We start from the raw sequence: 26,563 nt of genomic DNA, 5'->3' as shown, positions 1-26,563 counted from the left end.
CGCTATATCAACCTCATCAACAGTAAAATAAAAAATGTTTCCAATAGCATCTGGTTTTATCTAAATTAGACTTGATATTTTTGTAAGTCATTTACTTAAACGAATTAAAGGGTATACCTCCCCCTTTAATCAAGAACATTTTTTTGATGTTTAAAAATATCGTAACTATCTAAAAATAAGAAATAATTTTATAAAATTTATAACTAAAAGTTTACTAAAATTTCTTTTTAATAACCAAAAATTCATTACGAAATTTATTTTATTTCCAGCATATTATACATTTAAAAATAAATAAGGATCACGGTATGAGTAAGGCCCTTCGCTGTTTATGTCCTATTCTTGCAACATTAATCATCCTGATCATTCCAGTCCCTCATGGGCTTGAACCTCATGCATGGAGATTTTTTGCCATTTTTTTGGGATGTATTATCGGGCTTATTTTAGAACCCCTACCTGGTGGCGCCATTGGATTAATCGGTATTTCCGTTGCCGCTCTATTTGGACCATATGTTCTATTTAGTTCCGAAGAATCGGCCCAGCCTGGATTTAAACCAACCATCAATGCATTTGAATGGGCTGTTTCAGGATTTTCCAACCCAACCGTATGGCTGATTTTCGGAGCATTTACCTTTGCACTCGCCTATGACAAAACAGGACTAGGAAAACGCATCGCCTTATTACTCGTTCGATCACTTGGTAAAAATACTTTGGCTCTAGGATATGCAATTACTTTTACAGATACAATCCTTGCCCCCTTTACCATATCAAGTACCGCACGTAGTGCTGGCATTATTTATCCTGTTCTTAGTCACCTACCTCCTTTATATAATTCCCGCCCTTTTGATTCATCACGAAAAAAAATTGGTACATATTTAATGTGGACAGGAATTGTTTCAACTTCCATTACCAGTTCATTTTTTATGACCGCACTGGCACCTAATCTTTTGTCAATCAGCATGGCCAATAAAATCATCGGCATTAATATTACATGGATGGAATGGTTCATGGTAACCTTACCAGCCTGCTTTGTCTTGATTACCATTTCTCCCTTATTGAGTTATCATCTTTGTAAGCCGGAAATTAAATCCAGCACTGCCATTCCAACCTGGGCCAATAAAGAATTACAACTGTTAGGATCCTTAACCGCAAAAGAAATGTTACTGATTTTTTTTGTAACTTGCGCACTGCTTTTATGGATTTTAGGTGGGAAATTTATTACACCTCCACTGGTAGGCATTGTTGTGGTTTCAGCAATGTTAATTAGCCAATTATTAACATGGAATGATATCGTGGAAAATAAAGCTGCATGGAATATTTTCACCTGGTTGGCAACCTTGATCGCCTTTGCTTCCGGATTAAACAAATCAGGCTTTATTAATTGGTTTGGTCAATTAATTAGCGTTTATATCATTCATTTTTCACCTCTCGCAGCAATGATTCTACTTTTATGCATTTACTATAGCCTACACTATTTCTTTGCAAGTAATACCGCCCATGCGGCTGCATTATTACCCATCTTCCTTGGGACCGCCAGTCACATTCCTGGAATTAATATTCATCATTATGTCTTGTTGATCCTTCCCCTTTTAGGATTTATGGGAATTGTCACTCCCTATGCCGCTGAACCAAGTGCTGTCTATTATGGAAGTGGGTTTATCCCTAATTCGGTTTGGTGGAGACTAGGTTTTATCTTCGGTCTTCTTTTCCTTATCACCTGGTTGTTTATTTCTATTCCATGGGTTTTAATGATATCATAGAACAATAATCAAAACCTTATCAGATGTAGGAAACTCAGGTTTTTGCGATTGCAAGTATTAAATTAAATATTTTTTGAGATGTAACTATCATTAAATTTATGATATATGTTTTTCCAAATAGCAAAAAAATTTTTGAATAATTTATAAAACAAATATTAATTAAATTTTAACATCAATTTAATTACAAATAATTAAACTATGTAAAATAAATAAGGTAGCTATATGCGTATTAAATTTGTTGTTTTTTATACTGAAGGCACCCCAAATGACGAAGGAAGTGATTTAACAAAAGTTGTCAGAACTGTTCGATCACTTGTCGAAGAAGCTGGCCACGAATTCGATGCTTATACACCTAAACGACTATATCAAATGGGTGCGGGAGAATTAGTTAAAGCATATCCTGATAAATACAATTTGGGAAATAATCCTAATACCCACAAATTTGGATTATTCAGCTGGAAACCCTTTACTATTTTGCATGCTCTTTCAACCATGGAAAAAGGTGATGTCATTTTTTACCTTGATGCAAATATTGCCAAATACCCAACCCTGCGCCTTGTTATACAAAGCATAAATACGATTATCAATAAAGCCTTGAATTTTTGTGATTTTTATATTGGCAGGGAACTTACAGAACAAGTTTTAAAAGCCTCTGATTTTTGTTCCATCAGACAAATTGAAGAAATAGGGGGAAATTCACTTTTTGTTCAAAATTTTCCTTTACTGATTGCCAATAATATTATTGCAAAAGTGTCTGATTTTGCATTTGATATCTTACTGGACTGGTTGGCAATGTGCAGGGTAAAAGAATATATTCTTCCTCCTACAAAAGAAGAAGAAAAAAGCCCCAATTTCAAATGGTTCTGTGCCGATCAATCTATATTAAATATGATTATTGCCAGGCATATTGAAGAAGGTTTGCTACCTTGGTTTTTCCCCAATATTTGTCATGGTAGATCCAATAATTTTTCCATTCCAAATAATGATCACATTCAATATTTGTCCCATTCAACGGAAGTTATTTGGAACAGACCGAAATTCAGAGAGCAACATCAAAAACAGATTGCAAGTACACAAATCTTTCTTGATAACATTTGTAATTCAAAAACCATTGGAAATCCATGGATAACATTAGATTACAATTTAAAAGACTGGCAAGCTGCTGATGATGCAACCTTTACACCTTTAGAAAATGATAATTACGCTTTTGCAGATGGCGACCAAAATAATTATCATCTAATCCGTATTCATGATCCAAAATTACAGAATATGGAAATTGATCTGGAAATCATAGCAAAAAAATATCCCTCTTCAGACCCCAAAATTGGTATGCATATTCAACAATGGGGGGGGATAGATTTATGCACAATCTATGAAAATAATGATAAAACGATACATCCTCATACAGTATTTGCTACTGCAACACCTTTAAAAAACAATTTTTATATGTATCATGTTAGATTCTTTAACTATCATGACACCTTATCAATAGGAACCGGTTGTCCTCAAGGACGTTATTTGGGTAAAAATAATAAGCAATTTGAATTTAGCTCAATAAAAATAAAAAGAAGATTTATTAACCCATTATAAATATATATTTTAAAATTAATTTTAATAACTAATAATTTAATTTTTAGTTATTAAATAATTTATTAATATTTATGATATGAAAAAATTAAAAGCGATCCAATTTTATAAATTTAATTGTTAATTTTAGAAAAATATAAGAAAACTTCAATATGTTAATCAGACAGTTTTACCTATAGATTTTATATATAAAAATTACCAAATTAATAGATTATCTGGTACAACTATAATTCTATAAAGAATATTCTCATATAGAATCTATAAAAGATTAAACCCATCCAATGAAATGACAAAAGACAAGCAAAGGTTTCTATTAGTCAAACCGATCAATTTTTGTCAGCATAGATGCCTATCGAACATCCAATTTCATGATGGACAAAAGGTAAATCTTTTAATTCCCATAATAAAAGACATCCTATCAGATCAAACTTATTTATCTGTCCGTATATTATACAAGCTAAACAATATTTAATATAATCATAAATAAAAACTGGTTGAAATGAACTCAACCAGTTTTAACGAAAATCAGGCTTTGTCTATAACTGATTTACCCTGAATTAATAAACCAGCCTCATTGGCACTGATTGAAATAGTATCCCCATCATAAACATCGCCTTGCAACAATAATTCTGCCAATTGATTTTGCAAATTTCGTTGTATGACACGTTTTAGAGGACGTGCACCATAAACCGGATCATATCCAGCTTCCTCCAGCCACGCATGTGCTTTTTCATCCAGATCAAGCCTAATTTTACGATCCTCAAGCAATCCTTGTAAACGCTGTAATTGTATATCCACAATTTTTGCCATATCAGCCTTTTGCAATCGACTGAACAAAACAACTTCATCCAAACGATTAAGAAATTCAGGACGAAAGTGGGCACGTACAACTTTCATAACTTCAGCCTGTACAAGCTCTGTTGACTCACCTTCTGTCTGATTAGCCAAAATTTCAGAACCAAGATTGCTTGTCAAGATTATAATCGTATTACGAAAATCTACGGTTCGCCCTTGACCATCTGTTAAACGTCCATCATCAAGAACCTGCAATAATACGTTAAAGACATCCTCATGAGCCTTTTCAACCTCATCAAACAAAATAACCTGATAAGGTCTCCTGCGAATAGCCTCTGTCAAAACACCCCCTTCTTCATAGCCAACATAACCGGGAGGGGCACCAATCAACCGTGCAACTGCATGTTTTTCCATGAATTCACTCATATCAACACGCAATATCGCTTTTTCGTCATCAAAAAGGAATGAAGCAAGCGCTTTTGCCAGTTCGGTTTTACCTACTCCAGTTGGACCCAGGAATAAAAAAGAGCCAATAGGCCGGTTTGGATCCTGCAATCCTGCTCGTGCCCGACGTACAGCATTTGCAACCGCTTTCAAGGCGGGTTCCTGCCCTACGACACGTTTACGAAGCTCGTCTTCCATTCGTAAAAGCTTAGCCCTTTCCCCTTCCAGCATTTTATCCACTGGAATACCTGTCCACCGAGATACAACCGCCGCGATCTCATTTTCAGTCACTGATTTGGAAACCAAATTCGCCTGATCCGGATGTTCATGCTGTTTGGTTTGCAAACCCTCAATTTTCTTTTGAAGTTCTGGAATAACACCATACATCAATTTAGAGGCTTGGGCCAAATTACCTTGGCGTTGTGCAACCTCAACTTCTGAACGGGCCTGATCCAGCTGTTCCTGCAATTTTTGAACATCATTAACCTTATTCTTTTCAGCATGCCAGGCCGCAGTCATTGCATTTGATTTTTCTTCTAAATCAGCAATCTCAACCTCCAATGCTTCCAAACGGTCACGACTGGCTGAATCTTCCTCCCTTTTCAAAGCTTCACGCTCAATTTTTAGTTGAATCAAACGACGATCCAGCTCATCAAGCGCTTCTGGCTTGCTATCAATCTGCATCCGTAACCGACTTGCGGCTTCATCTACCAGATCAATTGCTTTATCCGGCAAAAATCGATCTGTGATATAACGATTGGATAAAGTTGCCGCTGCCACCAGAGCACTATCACTGATCCGCACCCCGTGATGCAATTCATATTTTTCAGAAATACCCCGCAAAATTGAAATCGTATCCGCTACTGATGGTTCCCCGACAAAGACAGGCTGAAACCGCCGTGCCAAAGCCGCATCTTTTTCAATATATTTGCGATATTCATCCAGGGTTGTCGCACCAATACAATGCAAGGTACCACGTGCCAGCTCAGGTTTAATGAGATTTGATGCATCCATTGCTCCATCACTACGTCCCGCACCAACCAATGTATGCATTTCATCAATAAACAATATGACTTTTCCAGCCGCAGCTTCAACTTCTTTTAATATAGCCTTCAAACGTTCCTCAAATTCACCCCGATATTTAGCCCCTGCAACCAAGGCACCCAAATCCAAGGCTAATAACTGTTTATTCTTCAATGCCTCTGGAACGTCACCATTTACGATCCGTGATGCCAAACCTTCAACAATTGCAGTTTTACCAACTCCAGGCTCACCTATAAGCACAGGATTATTTTTGGTACGTCGAGCCAAGACCTGAATTGTTCGACGAATTTCCTCATCTCTCCCAATCACTGGATCCAATTTTCCTTGCCGGGCAACCTCTGTCATATCCCGTGCATATTTTTTTAACGCATCAAAGGAAGCCTCCGCATTCTGGCTGTCAACCTTACGACCTTTCCGAATAGTATCAATCGCTCTTGCCAGATTTTGAGCTGTAACCCCCCCCTTTTGAAGGGCCTGACCAGCTGGTGTTTCAGATGCAGCCAAGGCAAGCAACAGGCGATCCTGAGCAACATACTCGTCCCCGGCCTTCGTGGCCTCTTTTTCCGCGCCATCCAAAACACGAACCAATTCTGGCATGGCTTGAGGCTGTCCAGCACCATCGCCCTGAACTTTTGGCATGGAATCCAATGAATGTTCAACCGTTGTTTTGACAATGGCGGGTTCCCCGCCAGCTGCACGTATCAAGGAAGCTGCGGCTCCTTCCTCATCATCCAATAACGCTTTCAATAAATGCTGAGGCGTTAATTGCTGATGAAAGTCACGAATTGCAATTGTCTGTGCCGCTTGAAGAAACCCTCTTGAACGTTCAGTAAATTTTTCGATATTCATAAATTTATGTCCCTTTTAAAATTAGGCAACATGCCTGCCAAAGTTTTGCCCCTCTTATGAGGCAGCGTTCCTTCGCAAAAAAATCAATTTTCAAAAAATAAGTATCATTTCATTACAAATTCATTATTGCATGAACTCAACTTATCGAGTAGAAAGAAAATTTTTTCTTTTCATTTATTTATTTTATACCAATCCTTCCGATAAATGAATAAGAATCATCATAAATAAAATAAAATTCAAAATTGATGACATAACAGGAATTTTCTGCCATATTATTAAGAACGCAAATCATTCTTAATGATAGAGTTAAGTTCAATTTAAATAATGACTGTTCCAAATTTAAGTATGCTTTCCCCAGGGAAATCAAGTATTATTGATCATGTCGAAGAATTTTCTTCTCCTGATCCTATTGCAGACCGTTTACGTGATTTAGGCTTCGTACCAGGCGAAATTGTCAAAATCATTGCCTTTGGGCCATTTGGCTCAAATCCTATTGCTGTACAAATCGGATCGACCCGTTTTGCGCTGCGCCGTTCTGAAGCGGCCAGAATCATTTTACATTTGGATTGTTAATTTATGCCTGAATCATCCATCTTCCCTATTTCAAAGATAGCTTTAGTGGGCAATCCAAATTGCGGAAAAACCGCTTTATTCAATCAATTGACCGGAAGTAGACAGAAAGTCGCCAATTATGCCGGGGTCACCGTGGAACGTAAGGAGGGACAATTCGTCACACCCTCCAAAAACAGGATTACCCTTATCGATTTACCGGGGGCATACAGTTTAAAAGCAACCAGCCTTGATGAAGCAGTCACCAGGGATATTTGTATAGGGAACTATCGTAACGAACCCCCACCAGATGCCTTGATCTGCGTTATTGATGCAACAAATTTACGACTACATTTAAGATTCGCCCTTGAAATTTGCCGTCTTAAGCGCCCAATGATGATCGCTCTAAACATGAGTGACATTGCAAAAAAACGTAAAATCGACATAGATATTCCAAAACTAGAATCAATTTTGGGCATTTGCATTATCCCTACAATAGGAACCCAAAAAAACGGAATTAAAAAACTTGTCGATAATATCGACACTTCTTTTAAAATTCCAACAATTGATCTTGATAATCAAACCGATTTACATGTCGAAGTACGCAAAATTCTCCTGAAATGCGTCCATAATTCTTCTGAAAATTCTGTTCTGCTTGATGAAAAAATTGATCGATGGGTTTTACATCCCATTATTGGTCCCTTAATCCTTCTCATTTTATTATTTATCATGTTCCAGGCCGTTTTTTCATGGGCCCAACCCTTTATGGATGGCATACAGGATTTGACAGGCTGGCTTGGAAAAATCATTGCTAACTTATTACCGACAGGTCCCTTGAGAAGTTTAATTATTGATGGTGTTTTTGCGGGGGTGGGAACAACATTCGCCTTTTTACCTCAAATTCTTGTTCTCTTCCTGTGGATTTTATTCTTAGAAGAATCCGGGTATTTGCCCAGAGCAGCCTTCTTACTTGATCGCATTATGGCTTCTGTTGGATTAAATGGTCGTTCTTTCATCCCATTATTATCCAGTTTTGCCTGTGCAATTCCCGGTATCATGGCAACCCGGACAATACCTAGCGCTAGAGATCGTCTAGTTACCATTCTCATTGCACCTCTAATGACTTGTTCCGCACGATTACCAGTTTATGCTTTACTAATCAGTGCCTTTATCCCTCATAAAACTATCGGGATAATATTCAACCTGCAAGGTCTTGTCCTGTTTGGTCTTTATCTACTAGGAATCGCAAGTGCCTTTTTAGTGGCCTTACTTCTCAAAAAACGAAAAAAATCATATGATAACACCCTTTTACTAGAACTTCCCTCTTACCGTTTTCCAAGTGTTCGGAATATTTTGTTTGGATTATGGCAAAGGATCGAAATCTTTGTTAATCGCGTAGGAACAATCATCTTAACGGTCAGCATCCTTTTATGGGCTTTATCAAGTTTTCCAAAACCACCTGCTGGTGCACAAGGTCCAGCCATTGATTGGAGTTTTGCCGGTATTATAGGTCACTGGATTCAACCCCTTTTTGCACCCATTGGTTTTAACTGGGAAATATGTGTTGCGCTTATTCTTGGATTAGCAGCCAGAGAGGTTGCTGTTACGTCTCTTGCAACTGTTTATTCCATAGCTGGTGTTGATTCTGATGCACCGGGCCAACTGGTTCATTTTCTTTCAACACAATGGAGTATAGCAACAGGACTTTCCTTTCTGGCCTGGTATATTTTTGCTCCACAATGCTTTTCTACGTTGGCGGTTATAAAAAAAGAAACCTCTTCCTGGAAGATGGTCATAATGACAGCCTGTTATCTGTTTTTTATGGCTTATTTTGCCTCCTTTACTACCTGGCATATCGCATCATTTTTTTCTTAACAAAGGAAAATATTCATGCAAAGTACACTTGTCATTTTAATAATTTCTTTAGCCAGCTTATATTGGATTAATCATTTTTTTCCAATAATTGGCAAATTCATATGGCTAGGAACTGCTTATGCACTTAAATGCATCCATGCCCCCGCAATAAGCCAGCAATGGGCCTTGAGACACTGCAATACTCAGAAAGCACCAGCTTGTAGTAGCTGCAGTAAATGCAATAGCAAATGTCATTAAGTATTATTTACTCATTTAAATAAAAAACTCATTACAAATTGTAATGAGTTTTTTTATGTCACTATTATTTTTTAAAACTAATAACGATAAGAATCTGGTTTAAATGGACCTTCAACATCAACGCCAATATAATCAGCCTGAGCTTTATTTAATTTAGACAGAACCGCACCAACTTTTTCGAGATGTAAAGCTGCCACCTTCTCATCCAAGAACTTGGGAAGAGTATAGACTTTTGCTTCATATTTACCCTTTGGTGCTATCCATAATTCAATCTGTGCCAAAGTCTGGTTTGTAAAGGAGGCAGACATCACAAAAGATGGGTGACCAGTGGCATTCCCAAGATTAACCAAACGTCCTTCAGAAAGAAGAATAATACGGTTACCATCGGGAAAAATAATCTCATCAACTTGGGGTTTAATATTTTCCCACGTGAAATTCCGTAATTTTTCAACTTGAATTTCCGAATCAAAATGACCAATGTTGCAAACGATCGCACGATTTTTCATGGCACGCATATGATCAACGGTAATAATATCAATATTACCGGTACAAGTTACGAAAATATCACCACGTGGTGCAGCCTCTTCCATAGTGACAATTTCATATCCTTCCATCGCGGCCTGTAATGCACAAATAGGATCAACCTCTGTAACAAGAACACGACAACCAGCATTTCGCAAACTTGCTGCCGAACCCTTACCCACATCACCAAAACCGGCAACAACGGCAACCTTTCCAGACATCATTACATCTGTACCGCGACGGATTGCATCGACCAGGCTTTCACGACAACCATATAAATTATCAAATTTAGACTTCGTAACACTGTCATTGACATTGAATGCCGGAACTAATAAGGTTCCTTTCTTTTCCATTTCACGCAAACGGTGAACACCTGTTGTCGTTTCTTCAGACAACCCCTTAATATTTTTTAACATATCAGGATATTTCTGATGCATTAACAGGGTTAAATCACCCCCGTCATCCAAAATCATATTGGGAACCCAACCATCCGGACCATGAATGGTCTGTTCAATACACCAGTTAAATTCCTCCTCGGTTTCACCTTTCCAAGCAAATACAGGAATACCAGCTGCAGCTATTGCCGCAGCCGCATGATCCTGAGTTGAGAAAATGTTACAAGATGACCAACGCACTTCCGCGCCCAAGGCAACAAGGGTTTCAATTAACACAGCTGTCTGGATAGTCATATGCAAGCAGCCGGCAATTCTCGCTCCCTTAAGAATCTGTTTATCCGCATATTCTTTACGAAGAGCCATTAAACCTGGCATTTCCCCTTCAGAAATAGCAATCTCTTTCCGCCCCCAACTCGCAAGTGAAATATCTTTCACTTTGTAATCATGTTGATCTTTCATCATTTATCAATCCTTTTTATGATCAAATTAATATTATGATGTATTATTAGAGCACATATAAGAAGAGATCAATCTAATGCGTCAAAAACAAAACAGCATATTATTATGAAAAAATAAAATTTGATATTCTTTTCGCTGCTTTTTCTGTTGTTTCTAAAATATCATTTTTCTCCCATTTATCACTAGGATAGTTAATTAAAGTTTTCGCTAAATTATATTTGCTATTTTTATATCCATTTTTATTATGAATAAAACTTTGCTTTTTAGTTTTAAACCATTCATTACTGATACTTCGATTGATATTCTCTTCAAGCAAAATTTTGTTTCCCAATCTGTTAATTACATTTTCAAACTCATTCTTATCCATTTTTGCGTCATGTCTAATTGTCTCTATATTACGACCACTAGCTGGCATGATATGTTCAACATTAACCGTTTCAGAAAAATTAAATTTTAGATTTTTATTTTTAGCGTACAAATATTCATTAACAAATACCAGCATGTTTTTATCATATGTTAATATCGCGTCCTCAACCTCTTTGACATTCCATTTATCATGTATATGATCATAAAAATCCTGACAAATAACATGTTCTGGAATATCCAAATCGACCATCTTTATAATTTCTGCATATAAAAATATCTTAAATTTATTGCTTGAATAACCAGCATCTCCCAACTCTAATAATGAAAATAATTTCAACAATGATTCACAGACATTTATTATTTTATCTTCGGTAATTTCATCTAATTCAAAACGATATAGATAAGCGGCTAGATATAATTTAATATTAACATTACACTTAAGAAGTAACTTTATAATGGAATAATCTTTAATTTTATCCCATTTATATGCAATTTTTTTTAAATTATTGCATAGTAAAAATGGATTTTTTAACAAATCCTGCTCATGATCAGCATAATATCTTCTTAAACCTGGAGTTCTTACATAAATATAAGATTTCAAATACCCCTGTTCTTTAGCACGATTAATGTACATAAATTGTTGCAATACAGAATCAATTGTAACGACTTTTTTAGATTTTAATTTATTTGTTAATTGGAGAATCTCTTCCCATTGAATATTAAATTCCTCTCTTTTATCACCTACATATGAATATAATTTTGCAGAAATAATATCTGCATCTGAAAGCGGCAAACCTGTTGAATTCAATGAATTAAACATTGTAATAGCTTGTTCGACTTGCCATCTGCGTATTTCGATTACCTGACAATTTTTTAAAAAAGTTTTTGTAAATTGATTCAACCAAGAATCGCTATTTTCTCTCAATTTTTCATAAAAATTTTTAAAGTTACGAAAATAGTTTGTATATCGGTTATTATTTTTTTTATAAGGCAGTTTAAAAACTTTTTTCTCGGCATCTTCAAAATCACTGGCACCTATAATTTTATTAAATTCTTCTGGATACAATTCATTAATTGATTTATTTCCTAGTATGAGAATATTTTGTGTCTTTTTTGGATCTTTAAGCATAGAAGGTATATTTTCGGCTTCTGCTTTATACAAAATTTCCATAATTTTATTTCTATTCGCTTTAAGACCAGCTATCAATGCCTCTGAATCTTCATCTTTTGAAACAGTTTGCAGCACTTCATTTAATCGTAACAAAATGGCTTTGAGTAACAACAAAAAAGTCGTTGTACGCTGTTGACCGTCAATTAAACTGAATTGATTTTGATCCGAGCAATCAATTATAATGCTTCCAAAAAAATAAGGATCATTTGATTCACTTTCCTTAAAATTCTCTATATCTTCTAACAACTTATCACATTGTCCAATATCCCATGAATATCCCCGTTGATATTCTGGAATTAAAAAATTTTCTGTTCGATTAAGTTTTAAATATAACTCAATATTTTAAAGATTGGGTTCAATATTCTTAGCCATAATTTTTGGATTCCTGACTATAATTTTATTTTTTAGATAACTATCAAAAATTATCTTTTTTTATAAAATTGATTTAATTAACTATTAAATAACGATAATTTTGTATTTCTAACAAATATATCTAAAAGAAAAATTTCAGTAATCAAATGTAATAAATTTTATGTGAATTGAGACACCAAATCACTTATATGACCTAATTCTATCAGCTGTAATCCATTGGGGACGGATAGTTTATTATTTCCATGTGCAATACGCTTGGGTAAAACAACCTCATCAAAACCTAGCTTAAATGCCTCTTTCATGCGTAAGTCAGCTTGTGGCACCTGTCGAATTTCTCCAGATAAACCAATTTCACCAAAATACACTGAACCTGGAGAGGCGGAATGATGGGTCAAAGCCGAAACCAAAGCTGCTGCCACGGCCAAATCCGCCGCAGGTTCGGTAATTCTCAAACCGCCTGCCATATTTAAATAAACATCAACCCCGTTAAACCGTAACGAACAACGTGTCTCCAAAATAGCAAGCAACATATTAAGACGTGCATTATCCCATCCAATAACTGTACGTCTTGGCGCTGAATCCCCAAATTTGGGTGCCAACAAGGCCTGCACTTCCAACAAAACAGGACGGGTTCCCTCCAAACCCGCAAAAACGGCTGACCCCGCTATATGACCATGTCGCTCTGCAAGGAATAAAGCAGATGGGTTTGCCACCTCTACCAAACCCTGTCCTGTCATTGAAAAAACACCAATTTCATCTGTTGCACCAAATCGATTTTTTGCTGCCCGTAAAATACGAAATTGATGTCCTCGATCCCCCTCAAAATATAATACGGCATCAACCATATGTTCCAGGACACGCGGCCCCGCTATAGAACCTTCCTTGGTAACATGTCCCACAAAAATCAATGCAAATTCTTTCTGTTTTGCCATACGAATCAATTCAAAAGCCGCAGCCCGAACCTGACTTACCGTCCCAGGGGCCCCATTCGCCGTATCCAGCCACATTGTTTGAATAGAATCAATGATAACGAGACTTATATTTTTTTCTTTTTCCAGCGTTGAAAGAATATCCGCAACATTTATGCAGGCAGCCAGTTGTATGTTTTTTCTTTGTTCCGCATCCTCTAACCCTAACCGATTGGCACGCATTCTTATCTGGTTAACAGACTCCTCCCCTGAAATATATAAAACGGATTGTCCCTGTCTTGATAAAGCACAAGCAGCCTGCAACAATAAAGTTGACTTTCCAATGCCAGGATCTCCTCCTACCAACGTAACAGAAGATTGGACAAGACCTCCACCCAGAACACGATCAAATTCAGAAACACCAATGGACTGACGATCAGGAGGTGAAATCTCACCATCCAGCCCTGTAAACTGAATCATCCTGCCTGCATGTCCCAGTACAGAAATCGGACTTGTTTCCCTGGTTTCCTCGCTAATTGTATTCCATTCACCACAAGCCTCACATCGTCCAGCCCATTTATGATAAATAGCGCCACAACTTTGACAGACAAACATTTTAACCGGCTTTTTCGCCAAAACGTCCTCTTATACTTTCATTTCCATTTTAATAGGACCTGCATAAAGACCATGTGTAAATTGATGCACATAGGGATTCTCACTCTGCATAAGTTTACCAGCTTCACCCTGCCAAATCAGCTCCCCTTTATACAACATGGCAACCTGATCCCCGATCCGCTGGGCAGAAGCCATATCATGGGTAATGGCAATTGTGGTAGAACCCAGCTTCTTAACGCAATCAACAATCAAGTTATCAATTATTGCTCCCATGATAGGATCCAACCCTGTGGTCGGTTCATCAAAAAAGATAATTTCCGGTTTTGAAGCAATCGCACGTGCTAAGCCAACCCGTTTCTGCATCCCACCAGATAACTCACTGGGATATAAATCGCCAATATTATCTGCATCCAGACCAACAAGTTCCAAAACCCTGTTTGCCCTTTCCTTCGCCCGGGCACGACTAACTCTTGGCTGATTTTTACGATGTCCATTTAAAAGGGCAAAGGCAACATTTTCCCAGATAGGCAAGCTATCGAACAAGGCAGAGTTCTGAAACAACATACCCATTTCCTGTAATTTTTCTGCTTGCTCGGAATATGGCAATTCAAAAATATTTTTGCCATCAATTTCGATCGTGCCACTATCTGGTGTCATTAACCCCAAAATACATCGGAGCAAAACAGACTTTCCACTTCCAGATCCACCAATAATAACAAAGGAAGTTCCCTCCATTACATCCATATTAATGTTACGTAACACATGGTTGCTGCCAAAAGATTTGGAAAGATTACGTATACGAATTTTGGGATAAGTGTTGATCATTTTGCAAAAAAGATATCCGTTAACAAATAGTCAAATACTAGCAATAAAATAGAGGCGGCAACAACAGCAGAGGTCGTCGCTGCACCAACCCCCTGTGCGCCCCCACGGCTACGATATCCATGATAACATCCCATCAAGGCAATAAGAAATCCAAAAACCGCCGCTTTCACCAAACCAATTGTAACATCAATAGGTTTCACGGCATTCATGGTCGCCGCAATATAACCCTGGGGCGAAAAACCCAATTTAATGACCGAAACAGTAAAACCACCCAGCACCCCCAGGATATCAGCAATCAAAACTAGAAATGGTAAAGCAAGCGTAGCAGCTAGCAAACGAGGAGTAACAAGATATTTGATAGGATTGGTTGATAAGGTTTTGAGCGCATCAATCTGATTCGTCACCTGCATTGTTCCAATTTCCGCGGCCATGGCTGCCCCCACCCGTCCCGCAACCATCAATCCTGCCAAAACGGGCCCAAGCTCACGAGTGACAGCCAACACAACAATATTGGCAATCGCGCTATTTACATGATACTGGGACATACCGGTATAGGATTGTAACGCGATAACACCTCCAGAAAATAATGCCGTTAAAGCAACAACAGGTAGAGACAAATAACCTATATCAAGTAAAGATCCCAAAAAAATGCGCCAATAAAATGGAGGATAAAAAATATTTATAAATCCGCTTAATGCAAACAATGCGAGGGTACCCGTTTCCCGAACACCGTTTAAAGCCATACGACCTAACAAAGCAATCCAAATCCACGGACGTTTCAATTGATACATCTTGATTCCCGGTTAAACTCATCACAACATTATTAGCTAACGAATTGAGAAGTTGTTCAATAATATTGATTACAAGTTTTATCCTATAATTCTATTATTTTCTAATATTTATATTTAAGCATATAAACATCTTTTATTTTTAAACATTTTATATAGATCAAACATTTTAAACATCTCTTCCCAAGAACAATCCCCCCTTAGAATCTAATTATTATTCCCATCAATATTGAATATATCTATTGTCTATATACCACTGAAAATCTCTTCATTACCCTTTATAATGAACTTGTTTCAATATTTTTAAAATTTTTATTTTTTTAATTTTTAAATTAACTTAATTTAATAATCTATAAAACTGGCAATATCTTGATTAAAAATAAGGAATGTTCTGTGCGTATAGCAATGATTGGTGGAGGATATGTTGGTCTTGTTTCTGCTGCTTGTTTTGCAGAATTCGGACTTGATGTCGCTGTCGTAGAAAAGGATCCCAACCGGTTAAATGCGTTAAAGCAAGGAAATATTCCTATCTATGAACCTGGTTTGGATCTTTTGGTTCAGAATAATATCAAAGCCAATCGGTTACAGTTTTTTGAAACGATTAAAGAGGCTATTCCTGATTGTAAGGCCATTTTTATTGCCGTGGGTACACCCCCACGTAACGGTGATGGACATGCCGACATGACTTATGTCCATCAAGCAGCCTTGGAAATTGCAAAACATCTAAAAGAATATGCAATTATCGTTACCAAATCAACAGTCCCGGTTGGTACAAGCCGACGGATTGCGCAAATCATTCGTAAGGAAAATCCATCTCTTGATTTTGATGTCGCCTCCAATCCTGAATTTCTTCGCGAGGGCGAGGCCATTCAAGATTTCATGACACCTGACCGTATCATTATCGGTATTGAAAAAGACAGAAAAGATCGCGCACAAAAAGCCCAAGAAATCATGAGTCGACTTTACCAACCCTTATTTCAAAAAGAAACACCAATTTTGTTTACCAATTTGGAAAGTGCTGAACTGGCAAAATATGCCTCAAATTGTTTTTTAGCGATGAAACTTTCATATATTAACGAGCTTGCTGATCTTTGTGAACAAGTTGGAGGAAATATAGAGGAAATTGCCAATGCTATTGGATTAGACAGCAGAATCGGCAAATATTTTTTACGGCCAGGCCCAGGTTATGGCGGATCCTGTTTCCCGAAAGACACTCTTGCCCTAATTCGCATCGCCCAAGAAGCAGGCACGCCCTCACGACTGGTAGAGGCAACCGCACAAGCTAATGATGCCAGAAAAGCAAACATAAGTGGAAGAATTATTCAATTATGTGGTGGTAATGTTCACAACAAAACCATTACCATTCTGGGACTCACCTTTAAACCAAATACAGATGATATGCGGGAATCCCCATCTATTCCCATTATTCACCGTTTGGTTGAAGAGGGTGCCCAGATAAAAGTTTTTGACCCTGTTGGAAATGAAAAAGCAAAACCTTTATTACCTAATACAGTTCAATATTTTGATAGAATTAACGATGCAGCCAACCAGGCTGACGCCTTGATTATCCTGACAGAATGGAATGAATTCCGTTCTTTGACACCCAAGACCCTGAAAAACTGGATGAAAAACCCACTGGTAATCGACTTCAGAAATATTTACGATCCCAAAGTGATGAAAAGTGAAAATATTCATTATTATTCAATTGGTCGACCCCTGAAAGAAAAATTTATCATTTAAACAGTTTGACTAATTGACGCAAAGGGGACGTCACACGCCAACAGAAAGAATTCTGTATGGCCGTCAGTTCCTGTTTCAATTTTGTATTTTCCTGTTTCAAATGTTGGGCAAAACTGAATTGATAGGGTGAATTTCGGGTCTTTTCATAAACCTCTTTCCAGCTTTCAACACATTTTTCCCTATTTTTTTCCGATACAAGAAAAACCGTAAATTCATAACTCAGCTTTGATGGATCAATATCAAACCATTCCTCACAAGCCATTTTTATAAGTCCATGTTCAGCCAAATTCATCATCAGTTTCGCAAACAAACCTAAATGCAAAACCCAACAATGAATATCTTCATAATGATCAGGTATTAGTGTTCTTTCCCCCCATTCAAGAACCTCAGAAAACGGGATTTGGCTTTCCAGATTTTCTATATCAGGATATAATCCATATTCTGCATGAATTCTTGGAATATCTTTATCATTAATTTTGTTCAATGCAAAGTCCAACACCAGGTGTGTTTCAGGGTATGTAGATTTCTTTAACCAGGCAGCGAGTAAATCAGCCAACCGGGTAGGCTGCCTTTTCATATCAAAAGAATAACGACCATCTGGCAAAACCAAACGTAATTGTCCATCAGGTTTTAAAATTTGTCGTATTTCCTCAATCCATCCAATCAAGTCTGGGACATGTTCTGCAACATGAGACGCTATTACATAATCAAACTGACCATCCACACACTTCTTCAAAGCACATTCTTTTTTCCAGATATAATCAATCTCTACCAATTGACGAGAATCAAAATTGGTATTCCAGGCAAATTGCTCTTTCAGCTCTTCCGTCGACAAATGATCTGCGTAAAAAACATTTCCATTTTCTCGACATAAAATTGGATCAATCAATGCACCGATTTCCAAACATCGTGCATGTGCAAATCGAATTCCTCTATTTAAACGTTCACGACGTAATGCAATAAAAGGTTCCATAAATTCTTGACCTGAAATAAAAAAGGATTCATTAAATATAATGAATCCCTCTTTTAATCCAAATTTCACTTTATAAATATAGTAAAAATGAAATTATTTCTCGATATAAATTAATTTATGATTAAGGAATTCAAAAATTCCCTCATCAGACAATTCACGACCATATCCAGAATGTTTCACACCGCCAAATGGAAGATCTGGCGCTGTCCAGGTAGGACGGTTGATAAAGACCATGCCGGTATCAATTTCCTTTGCAACCCGCTTTGCACGCTCAACATCTCTTGAAAATACGGTTCCACCCAAACCAAAATCTGAATCATTGGCCAACTCAATTGCCGCTTTTTCATCTGGAACACGGAAGAACATAACAACTGGTCCAAAAAATTCTTTATAGAATACTGGATTTTGCTTGGTAATATCGGTCAAAATGGTCGCTTCCATAAAAGCGCCTGAACGATTTGGACGTTTACCACCAATCACGGCCTTGGCACCATGTTTGACAGCTTCGGCTGTCATATCTGCAATTTCCTGTGCAGCTGCCTCACTGGATAATGGACCCAATGTCGTGCTACGATCCATTGGATCACCCATTTTCAGTTTAGAAAAACAGTCTGTAAGACGTTTCAGATATTCATCTGCAACAGATTCAACAACAATGAAACGTTTTGCGGCAACACAACATTGTCCCGTATTATTCATACGACCCCAAAGACCCCATTTGCATGCTGAATCCAGGTCGGCATCTTCAAGAACAATAAATGCATCACTTCCACCCAGTTCAAGGGTGGATTTCTTAAGATTTTCACCGGCTTTGCCAGCGACAATACTTCCTGCCTTTTCACTTCCCGTAAGCGCAACACCACGGACACGACGATCGGAAATGATTTTGTCGGTATGCTGAGATAATACATAAAGATTGGTATAAACACCTTTTGGTGCACCAGCATCAAGCATCAATTTTTCAAAAGCACCCGCACATTGTGGAACAATGGAAGCATGTTTGACCATTACCACATTTCCAGCCATCAAATTCGTTGCAACAACACGAACAAGTTGATAATAAGGGAAATTCCATGGTTCAACACAGAAAATGATACCTATTGGGTCATATTCAACATAGGCCTTGTGACCATCTTTTGGATGTAAGGTTTTTGGTGCAAGAAATTTTTCGGCATTTTCTGCATAATAATCAAAAATGTCCGCCGTCAAATCAACTTCCGCTTCAGCTTCTGCAATTAGCTTTCCCATTTCCAAGGTAACATAATGAGCAAATTCCGCCTTCTTATCACGCAAAATTGATGCGGCTTTTTTCATCACTTGACGACGAGTAGCAAAATCTGTCTTACGCCATTTTAAGTAAGCAGCTTGAGCTTCATCAATTTTAGCAGCTACTTCATTCTCCGTTAATTCCTGAAAGGTCTTCACCGTTTCATTGTTAAAGGGATTAACTGATTTATAAGCCATTTAAGCCGTCCTTTCTGCTTTCTGTTTAACGTAAATTAATACTCTATCTTATAATCTTTTTTATGAAATAAGCTACCTTAATATCTAATACAAACATGCAATTTCACAATGTGCGATTAAATATTTTTCATATCAGGTTGTTATAACCCATATTTTAAAAGAAATATAAAAATAAATTCTATCAATGCTATTTCATTTAAAATAATTATAGTATCTATTTAAATATTGTAACTGACAATAAGGCTTTTTTATGAATAATATTCTGGTTATTGGTAGTTTAAATACTGACCTCGAAACTTCTGTTGATCATTTCCCTGAAACCGGAGAAACCCTGATCGGCGGCCCCTTACAGATTCATTGTGGAGGAAAGGGGAATAATCAGGCAATAGCAGCAGCAAAACTGGGGGCATCAGTTACAATATTGGGTGCAATTGGAAATGATCATTTTGGTCAATTGCTGATAGAAAACCTTAAAAAATATCATGTCAACATTACACCTATAAAAACCTGCAAACAAAGTCCTACTGCAACCGCATTAATAATGCATACAAATACAGATAATACAATTATTGTTACAGAAGGAGCCAATGAAAGTCTATCAGCCCAGGATATTCTCAATGCTGAATCTCTCATCAAATCCCATGATATTATTCTTTTACAGCAGGAAATCCCTTTGGAAACGCAGATTGAAGCCATTGAGATTGCATATCGATTAAAAAAAATAATTGTTGTTAATCCTGCACCTTCACGACAGCTTCCTGCAGATATCATTCCAAAAATCAGTTATCTTTTACCGAACGAACATGAGATAAAAGCCTTTCGACATAATGGATCAGAAACTTACGAAGATATTATCCTGCATAGCTCTACACCCATTATCATGACATGGGGTCGCAACGGAATACTTTTTAAAAATAAAGAAAAACAGATTCAACATATCCCCGCCTATACCGTACCAACCGTCGATACAACAGGGGCGGGTGATACATTTTGTGGCACCTTTTGCTGTTTTCTTCATTTTGGATATGAAAAAGCGATTGAAAAAGCCTTGCAAGCTTCTGCACTTTCGGTTACACGCACTGGGGCCCAAAATGGTATGCCCACACTGAAAGAATTAACCGCCTTTCAATTTCATTAACATTTCATATCCCCAGGGAACATGTTCCTATGAGTCATACTTTTTTCCATTATGTTGATTTAATCGGAACATTTGCTTTCGCCATCAGTGGAGCTTTGGCAGCCATTAATCGTAATCTGGACATCTTTGGCGTTTTTTGCATTGCCTTTGTCACAGCCTGTGGTGGAGGAATTGTAAGGGATATCTGTATCGGTTCTTTTCCTTTAGCGGGGATGATGAATCTGGAATATCTCGTTATTGTCTTGACTTCAGTTTTCCTGGCTGCCTTTTTCCAAAAATTACTTTTACATCTCAATCATCCAACTCTGTTTTTTGATGCCATCGGATTGGGTTTTTTTGCTTCGTTTGGCGCCCATAAAGCGTTTGTTTTTACCGGAAATTGCGAAATAAGTATTTTTCTTGGAACACTTACGGCCATCGGTGGAGGAATATTGCGTGATACATTAACCGCCCTGATTCCATCCGTATTAACCAAGGAAATTTATGCCTCTGCCGCCATTGGCGGAGCCATTGTACAAATTATGGGGGACAAGAATATTATCAGTCCCACCTTTGCTCCATGGTTTGCCATTATAATCTGTAGTGCAATTCGCTTGTTATCTTTAAAATTTAAATGGAATTTACCGTCAATCAAACAAATTCAATGAACCCTGTAATTTATCAATCTTGATATAAGGATAAAAAAAGAAAAATTATATTTGACAAAAGAAAAACTGGCTATTTTCATTAAAACAGAGTATGAACATTTTCAAAGGACCCGTAGCTCAGCTGGATAGAGCGTTGCCCTCCGAAGGCAAAGGCCATGAGTTCGAATCTCGTCGGGTCCGCCAATAGATATGTTTATCAATAAAATTAAACTTTCAATAACAATCAATTATCTTATTTTTTAATTAATATTATTCAACACGATAAATGAATCAAAAAAACAAAAAATTAATAGTACAGAAATTTTGACTTTTTTCATGAAAAAATTACGAATATTTATTTAAGTCAATCATAAAACCACTCTTTAAAAAGTAATTCTATAATCAATAAAACCTATAATAATTCACTGTAATACTTAAATTGTTGATCCAACCATTCAATACGTCGTTTGACGTAATCAATGATATAATTTACAGGCGATTTTTAAGATCTTACGTCATTGGTTCCGGGTCAATCAAATTTGCTTTCTCGATAATAATTTTGTTAATTGTCTCATTGGAAATTAAATTGCCATTCCACAACTCACGTCATCTTGCACAAATTTCTGGTTTGATGTGATGAGATCATCGATAATTCCAAAGGTTTGATATTCGGAAATATTTACCATATGGTTAGTGATTTTTCCACATCCCAACAACATAGGATTAAATTATTAGTAATACTGTAAAAAAACGGTTAATTCATATAAAAATATATAATCAATAATAAATCCTTTTTTACATTTGTTATATCTTTCAATATCCACTTGTACACTTTCAATAGGCGATTCATATAAACTTGGTAATCTGCTATTAATATTTCCTCACGACCAATTAAATTTCATTCATTATGATGGTAGACACATTTTTGCCCAAAATTATCCAGGTGTCTTGGCTGATAACAACCTTGAATATAATGCTGATGATCAATCCCTTATTGCGTTTGGGAAAGATTATTTTCTAAAATATACAGACCCATGAGATTCATCATTATACCATACCTCACAAAGGAACCTTGCCATGGAAAATATAGCTGAATTACACATACCTAAATCAAACTAATCGTAACAGGAATATTCGTTTTCTAGTACCAAACAACTGTTTCGTCTTTATGAAAATGTCGCCATATTTAGTTGTAATATTGTTCCTAAGCAGAGTTCTATCTGTTCCATATCCTTTCAAAACCATACCTGAATCTGATAATAAAATATTTATCTACAACAGGATGCATTCTTTTATTCTATATTATGATTTTTCTTTACTGACGTTAAACTGACCTGTTCTTGCAATCCCCAGATTCTTACCGCAAAGAATTAAAATAAGATATTCCTTCAAAAAATGAAATACTTATTCCCTTCACTTTATCTGTAGGATTGCTCTCCTTTGATGAAAACCAGCAATGATCTGTTTGATTTAGATAATACGGTTAAATCCCATTCATCCGATATGTTACTACAACCAAACTAGACAAGATTTTCATTATTAATATATCCTATTTACTGCTGTTTTTTGGCATCAGCCATAAATCAGTTTTCCATAAAATTGTGACATTCCATCAAACAAAATTTCTACAAGGGTAACCGACCCTGCTCTTGTATCAATAAAGGGTTGCCTATTCTGCCATTTGACAGATGCATCAAATTCAACCTCGCAATTCCCTTCATAGGGTTGCTGAAGAATGATCGTCATGCGTTGCAACTGACCCTTTTGCCCTTGCCCAAGTGAAATCCTGCACGCTTTCTGGAGTAGAAGACGATAGCTGATTTCTCCCGCTTTTGGAAACATCAGGGTAATGGCTGGATCATTTACGATCCTGTTTTCAACCAATATACCAGCAGATAAACGATCAACAATCTGTCCACCTGTCATTTCCTGTCCCAATGATCCTTTTGCGAGACCTTGTGTCATATCAAATCTGCTCATTTTATTTACTTTCAAGTTTCATCAGCCGTGTCTCAAGATCATTGATTTTCTGTTTATGAGCGGCTAAAAGCATACAAATAACCTCGGTATATCTCAGTTTTTGACGATAAATAACGTCACCCTTGTCATCTTTTGGCACTTCCTGAACAGATTTAAGGATCGGGTTCCCGTTTTCATCCTTCTCGCCTGTATCCACCCTCTTGAATTCAGGTGATGCATCCTGCGTCCACATGGCATAATCGGATGGATCAAGTCCCGCATCCCTGATCGCCTGTTCTATATCCTGCGCGATAAAACCTGTATGAACACGTGCCTTGTCCTCACCTTTCTCTTTTATCGCGTCATTCAGCCTGTAATTGACAACATTGACATTATACAGGGCATCCAATAATTTCCTGTCAGAATTATCGGCTTTCTCATCAAGGATGGATGTGATGGTCTTGACGTTTTTGTCCGAGGTCACGTTTGGTGCGGTCTTTATGAAAAGATTGTTCCATGAATTTCCCGCACGTCCCAGGTCCCCGCCGCCATCATTAAGGGGATGAAAGGAAACAGAACCAAATGCATAATTGGCATTAATGTTGTCAGACCATACTACACTAGTAAAACTCTTGTTATTACCTTTTTCACCATTAAAATTTACAGAATACTGAATATGTATTTCCCTGGATTTTGGATTGGGTTCATAATCTTTTGTATAATCACCATTTATTGGTCTTAAACCCGCATTAATCCATGTAACACCATCCATATCCTTAGGCTGTGGATACACAAATTGTCCTGTCAAATCAAGTATTACAGTACCCAAGGGTTTATTTGCATCATCAATGGAAAAATATTTATCTAGATCTAAATTATTGACATAGGTTCTAATGTTATCAACATTACTTTGTGCTTGACTTGCAATTGCTGTGACACTTGCAATCTGTTCTTTTGTATCATTTGCTGTTTTAGCAAGTTCTGAAAGTTGCTGTGATGTATTACCACCATCCATTGAAACATTACATGCAGACAGGTCCAGATCTTTTGGTGCGTTATTTTGATTTGTCATTTTATATCTCTTAATTAATTTCATTCATTAATTTGAAAAATTTATTTTAAATTTGATAGCCTAGTTTCTAAATCACTAATTCTTTGCTCGTAAACTTGTTTAAAATCCTCAAGTTTTTTCAATTTTTGTTTGAATGCTTGAATAAAAACACAAAATATTTCATCATATCGTAAAGACTGCCTGTAAACCTGATTACCATCAGCATCTTTTAAGAATACACACTCTCTTTTTGTAACAGGATTACCCCTGTCATCCTTTTCGCCTGTCTCAATATCTTGTGTCTCAAAAACTTTTTCTTCTATCCACATTCCATAATCAGAAGCTGATAAACCTTTATCTTTCAAAGACTTCTCAACCTCCTGAGCTATAAAACCATTATGCAATCTGGCTTTACCCTCTCCCTTTTTATCAATAGCGTAATTAAGCTTGAATGTATGAACATCAAGATTATAGATTGCATCTAGCAATTTCTGGTTTTTAACATTATCATCATCAATAGAAACAGTACAATCTGAGAGATTCAGATTCTTTGAAGACGAATTAATCATTTTAATGCCCTATATATCTATAATTGAATAAAAAAATATAGCTATTAAGCAACACAAAGTAATCCACCATTATTCCAGGAATTTTTATAGTAGACAGAACCATCAGTAAGAACGATATTACCGTTTAATGACAATCCTTCAGGCATTTTTTTACTGCCGTTAATATAATCATCAGAAGCTATGTATAAATTACCATTTAATAAAAAATCATTTGGAATTTCAGAAACTTTTTCAGGCGCGATAACTACCCCATCTTTATTTCTATAAAGACCGGAATTAACTTTCTCAATTGAATCATTACTCATCATAAAGGAAAAGGTTAAATCATCATTCATGATAACGGATTGAACACTAATCCCTTGCTGTCCTTTTTCTCCCTTCGGAATTGAAAAATCAAAAACTGCATTTATATCAGATCCTGAATTCGTTATTTGAGCAGGTTGGTCAGCTTCGACAGATACAATGTTGCCTATTTTGATTGTTGCCGCTTTGGCAACCGGATCAATCCATTCAGTACCGTTCCACCATAGAGGTTCTTTTTTATCAATATCATATGATTGTGTTCCAATTGGATAATCAACAGGCAATTTATCCTTGGTTGTAGGGGTTACATAAGGATAAGTAAATTTTCCTGCATGATCTTTTTTCATTGCGGCATGAGACGGATATAAAGACCATTCAGCCTGTCCTTCTCCACCTTCTTTTGAACACCAAAAGATACCATCTTTACCAAATCGTATTTCATCCTGGTATCCCAATGATGTAATGGTTTTGGGTTGTTCTTTTTCTGATAAATATAAATTACTCAATAATCCAGCGCTTCTACTTCTCTTAACATAATAATATGTCCTATTTTGATCCATCCAATGCGCCATAAGAGTTACAACATCACCAACCCTTATAGTGATAATAGCATCTTTTTTAAATGCTTCCCCTTTTCCATCAACCATCTGGTTTTCACAAATAATATCAGTTTTAATTTTATAACCTGATTTATCCATATCAGAACCATAACACACAAAGGTATATGACCCTTGATACCCCTTAAATTCTAATGGCTGACAATCGGGTAACCAACAGGCTCCCCCAGCAAATATATATCCTTTTAACTCCTCAATCTTATCAGCCCTTGCTGATGCCAGGATATTAGCTATTCCCTCGGATGGAGCAAATGCTATAATTTTGCTTTGTGCACCAACCGTGTAAATATCAAACAGTGTTTTATCCGCATAAGCATGAACATCATCATCTAAATAGATGGAAACTTTAGCATCAGGATTAATAGACTGCGTTATTATAAACGGATTATTAATAGGTTGAGTCAACTGACCCCGTGCATCCAATCCTGCAACTCCATTTGGATGATTTATTTCAATATTTGGAATGGCCTGATGAGCAAGATCGACGACTTTACCCAAAGAGGCATCCTGATGGGATGGAGTTGGGACTTTTATGGTATAATCCAACATTTCAGCAGATAATTTA

Annotated in this window: 20 protein-coding genes and 1 tRNA gene; 9 read left to right on the top strand and 12 right to left on the bottom strand. The window is 36.8% G+C overall.

Annotation, left to right across the window (positions count from 1 at the left end; all coding sequences use genetic code 11):
• Positions 1-305 precede the first annotated feature (305 nt).
• Entirely contained in the window at positions 306-1,757 is a 1,452-nt protein-coding gene (locus tag H3T46_RS08830) for a DASS family sodium-coupled anion symporter (protein ID WP_198198324.1), read from the top strand.
• Between the two features lie 222 nt (positions 1,758-1,979).
• On the top strand, positions 1,980-3,347 hold the full coding sequence (locus tag H3T46_RS08825; RefSeq protein WP_155579945.1) for a hypothetical protein: 1,368 nt from the start codon (positions 1,980-1,982) through the stop codon (positions 3,345-3,347).
• 522 nt (positions 3,348-3,869) lie between these two features.
• Here the strand turns inward: H3T46_RS08825 and clpB are convergent.
• The gene (gene clpB, locus H3T46_RS08820; RefSeq protein WP_155564857.1) at positions 3,870-6,476 is read right to left on the bottom strand and encodes an ATP-dependent chaperone ClpB; all 2,607 of its coding nucleotides are present in this window, start codon (positions 6,474-6,476) and stop codon (positions 3,870-3,872) included.
• Between the two features lie 324 nt (positions 6,477-6,800).
• On the opposite strand from clpB, the gene H3T46_RS08815 reads away from it, so the two are divergent.
• From H3T46_RS08815 to H3T46_RS08960, 3 genes are read left to right on the top strand one after another with little or no spacing between them, the layout of a single operon-like run.
• The gene (locus H3T46_RS08815; RefSeq protein WP_198198322.1) at positions 6,801-7,049 is read left to right on the top strand and encodes a FeoA family protein; all 249 of its coding nucleotides are present in this window, start codon (positions 6,801-6,803) and stop codon (positions 7,047-7,049) included.
• 3 nt (positions 7,050-7,052) lie between these two features.
• Positions 7,053-8,900 (top strand): ferrous iron transport protein B, encoded by a 1,848-nt coding sequence (feoB, locus tag H3T46_RS08810; protein ID WP_155566236.1) that lies wholly within the window; start codon positions 7,053-7,055, stop codon positions 8,898-8,900.
• Positions 8,901-8,915: 15 nt separating this feature from the next.
• On the top strand, positions 8,916-9,137 hold the full coding sequence (locus H3T46_RS08960; RefSeq protein WP_232350059.1) for a hypothetical protein: 222 nt from the start codon (positions 8,916-8,918) through the stop codon (positions 9,135-9,137).
• Between the two features lie 77 nt (positions 9,138-9,214).
• On the opposite strand, the gene ahcY is transcribed toward H3T46_RS08960, so the two are convergent.
• The 5 genes from ahcY to H3T46_RS08785 all read right to left on the bottom strand — a co-directional run bounded on the left by ahcY (position 9,215) and on the right by H3T46_RS08785 (position 15,561).
• Entirely contained in the window at positions 9,215-10,513 is a 1,299-nt protein-coding gene (ahcY, locus tag H3T46_RS08805; RefSeq protein WP_198198328.1) for an adenosylhomocysteinase, read from the bottom strand.
• 103 nt (positions 10,514-10,616) lie between these two features.
• The gene (locus H3T46_RS09075) at positions 10,617-12,389 is read right to left on the bottom strand and encodes a DUF262 domain-containing protein (protein ID WP_198198326.1); all 1,773 of its coding nucleotides are present in this window, start codon (positions 12,387-12,389) and stop codon (positions 10,617-10,619) included.
• 191 nt (positions 12,390-12,580) lie between these two features.
• The gene (gene radA / locus H3T46_RS08795) at positions 12,581-13,966 is read right to left on the bottom strand and encodes a DNA repair protein RadA (protein ID WP_110439603.1); all 1,386 of its coding nucleotides are present in this window, start codon (positions 13,964-13,966) and stop codon (positions 12,581-12,583) included.
• A gap of 9 nt (positions 13,967-13,975) precedes the next feature.
• Complete coding sequence (locus tag H3T46_RS08790; protein ID WP_198198320.1) at positions 13,976-14,770, bottom strand: ABC transporter ATP-binding protein; 795 nt, start codon at positions 14,768-14,770, stop codon at positions 13,976-13,978.
• Complete coding sequence (locus tag H3T46_RS08785; protein WP_122122873.1) at positions 14,767-15,561, bottom strand: ABC transporter permease; 795 nt, start codon at positions 15,559-15,561, stop codon at positions 14,767-14,769. Before H3T46_RS08785 ends, H3T46_RS08790 begins: the two co-directional genes overlap by 4 nt.
• 402 nt (positions 15,562-15,963) lie before the next feature.
• Here H3T46_RS08785 and H3T46_RS08780 point away from each other — a divergent pair, with 402 nt between their 5' ends.
• Positions 15,964-17,298 (top strand): UDP-glucose/GDP-mannose dehydrogenase family protein, encoded by a 1,335-nt coding sequence (locus H3T46_RS08780; protein WP_232350044.1) that lies wholly within the window; start codon positions 15,964-15,966, stop codon positions 17,296-17,298.
• On the opposite strand, the gene H3T46_RS08775 is transcribed toward H3T46_RS08780, so the two are convergent.
• Positions 17,291-18,271 carry a methyltransferase domain-containing protein gene (locus H3T46_RS08775; RefSeq protein ID WP_198198316.1) on the bottom strand — a complete coding sequence of 327 codons (981 nt, stop codon included), beginning with the start codon at positions 18,269-18,271 and terminating at the stop codon, positions 17,291-17,293. The two genes, H3T46_RS08780 and H3T46_RS08775, sit on opposite strands and share 8 nt — an antisense overlap.
• A gap of 93 nt (positions 18,272-18,364) precedes the next feature.
• On the bottom strand, positions 18,365-19,735 hold the full coding sequence (locus H3T46_RS08770; protein WP_110439599.1) for an NAD-dependent succinate-semialdehyde dehydrogenase: 1,371 nt from the start codon (positions 19,733-19,735) through the stop codon (positions 18,365-18,367).
• A gap of 250 nt (positions 19,736-19,985) precedes the next feature.
• On the opposite strand from H3T46_RS08770, the gene H3T46_RS08765 reads away from it, so the two are divergent.
• The 3 genes from H3T46_RS08765 (at position 19,986) to H3T46_RS08755 (ending at position 21,703) form a co-directional block, all read left to right on the top strand.
• A complete protein-coding gene (locus tag H3T46_RS08765; RefSeq protein ID WP_155579935.1) occupies positions 19,986-20,873 on the top strand; it encodes a ribokinase in 888 nt (295 codons plus the stop codon).
• Between the two features lie 29 nt (positions 20,874-20,902).
• Entirely contained in the window at positions 20,903-21,520 is a 618-nt protein-coding gene (locus H3T46_RS08760) for a trimeric intracellular cation channel family protein (protein ID WP_110439597.1), read from the top strand.
• Between the two features lie 106 nt (positions 21,521-21,626).
• Positions 21,627-21,703, top strand: a tRNA-Arg gene (locus H3T46_RS08755).
• Between the two features lie 1,368 nt (positions 21,704-23,071).
• On the opposite strand, the gene H3T46_RS08750 is transcribed toward H3T46_RS08755, so the two are convergent.
• From H3T46_RS08750 to H3T46_RS08735, 4 genes are all read right to left on the bottom strand, one after another.
• Complete coding sequence (locus tag H3T46_RS08750) at positions 23,072-23,479, bottom strand: hypothetical protein (protein WP_155579934.1); 408 nt, start codon at positions 23,477-23,479, stop codon at positions 23,072-23,074.
• A gap of 1 nt (position 23,480) precedes the next feature.
• Positions 23,481-24,530 carry a tail fiber domain-containing protein gene (locus H3T46_RS08745; RefSeq protein ID WP_198194158.1) on the bottom strand — a complete coding sequence of 350 codons (1,050 nt, stop codon included), beginning with the start codon at positions 24,528-24,530 and terminating at the stop codon, positions 23,481-23,483.
• A 41-nt stretch (positions 24,531-24,571) separates the two neighbouring features.
• Positions 24,572-25,078, bottom strand: a complete 507-nt coding sequence (locus H3T46_RS08740) for a tail fiber domain-containing protein (protein ID WP_155579932.1) — start codon at positions 25,076-25,078, stop codon at positions 24,572-24,574.
• 44 nt (positions 25,079-25,122) lie between these two features.
• On the bottom strand, positions 25,123-26,563 hold a 1,441-nt coding region (locus H3T46_RS08735), incomplete at its 5' end, for a hypothetical protein (RefSeq protein WP_198198314.1).

It is taken from the genome of Commensalibacter sp. M0133 (assembly GCF_016101485.1).
In the GTDB taxonomy this organism is placed as follows: Bacteria; Pseudomonadota; Alphaproteobacteria; order Acetobacterales; family Acetobacteraceae; genus Commensalibacter; species Commensalibacter melissae.
The sequence above is the reverse complement of the archived record's forward strand: the minus strand, read 5'-3'. Positions and strand labels throughout refer to the sequence as shown.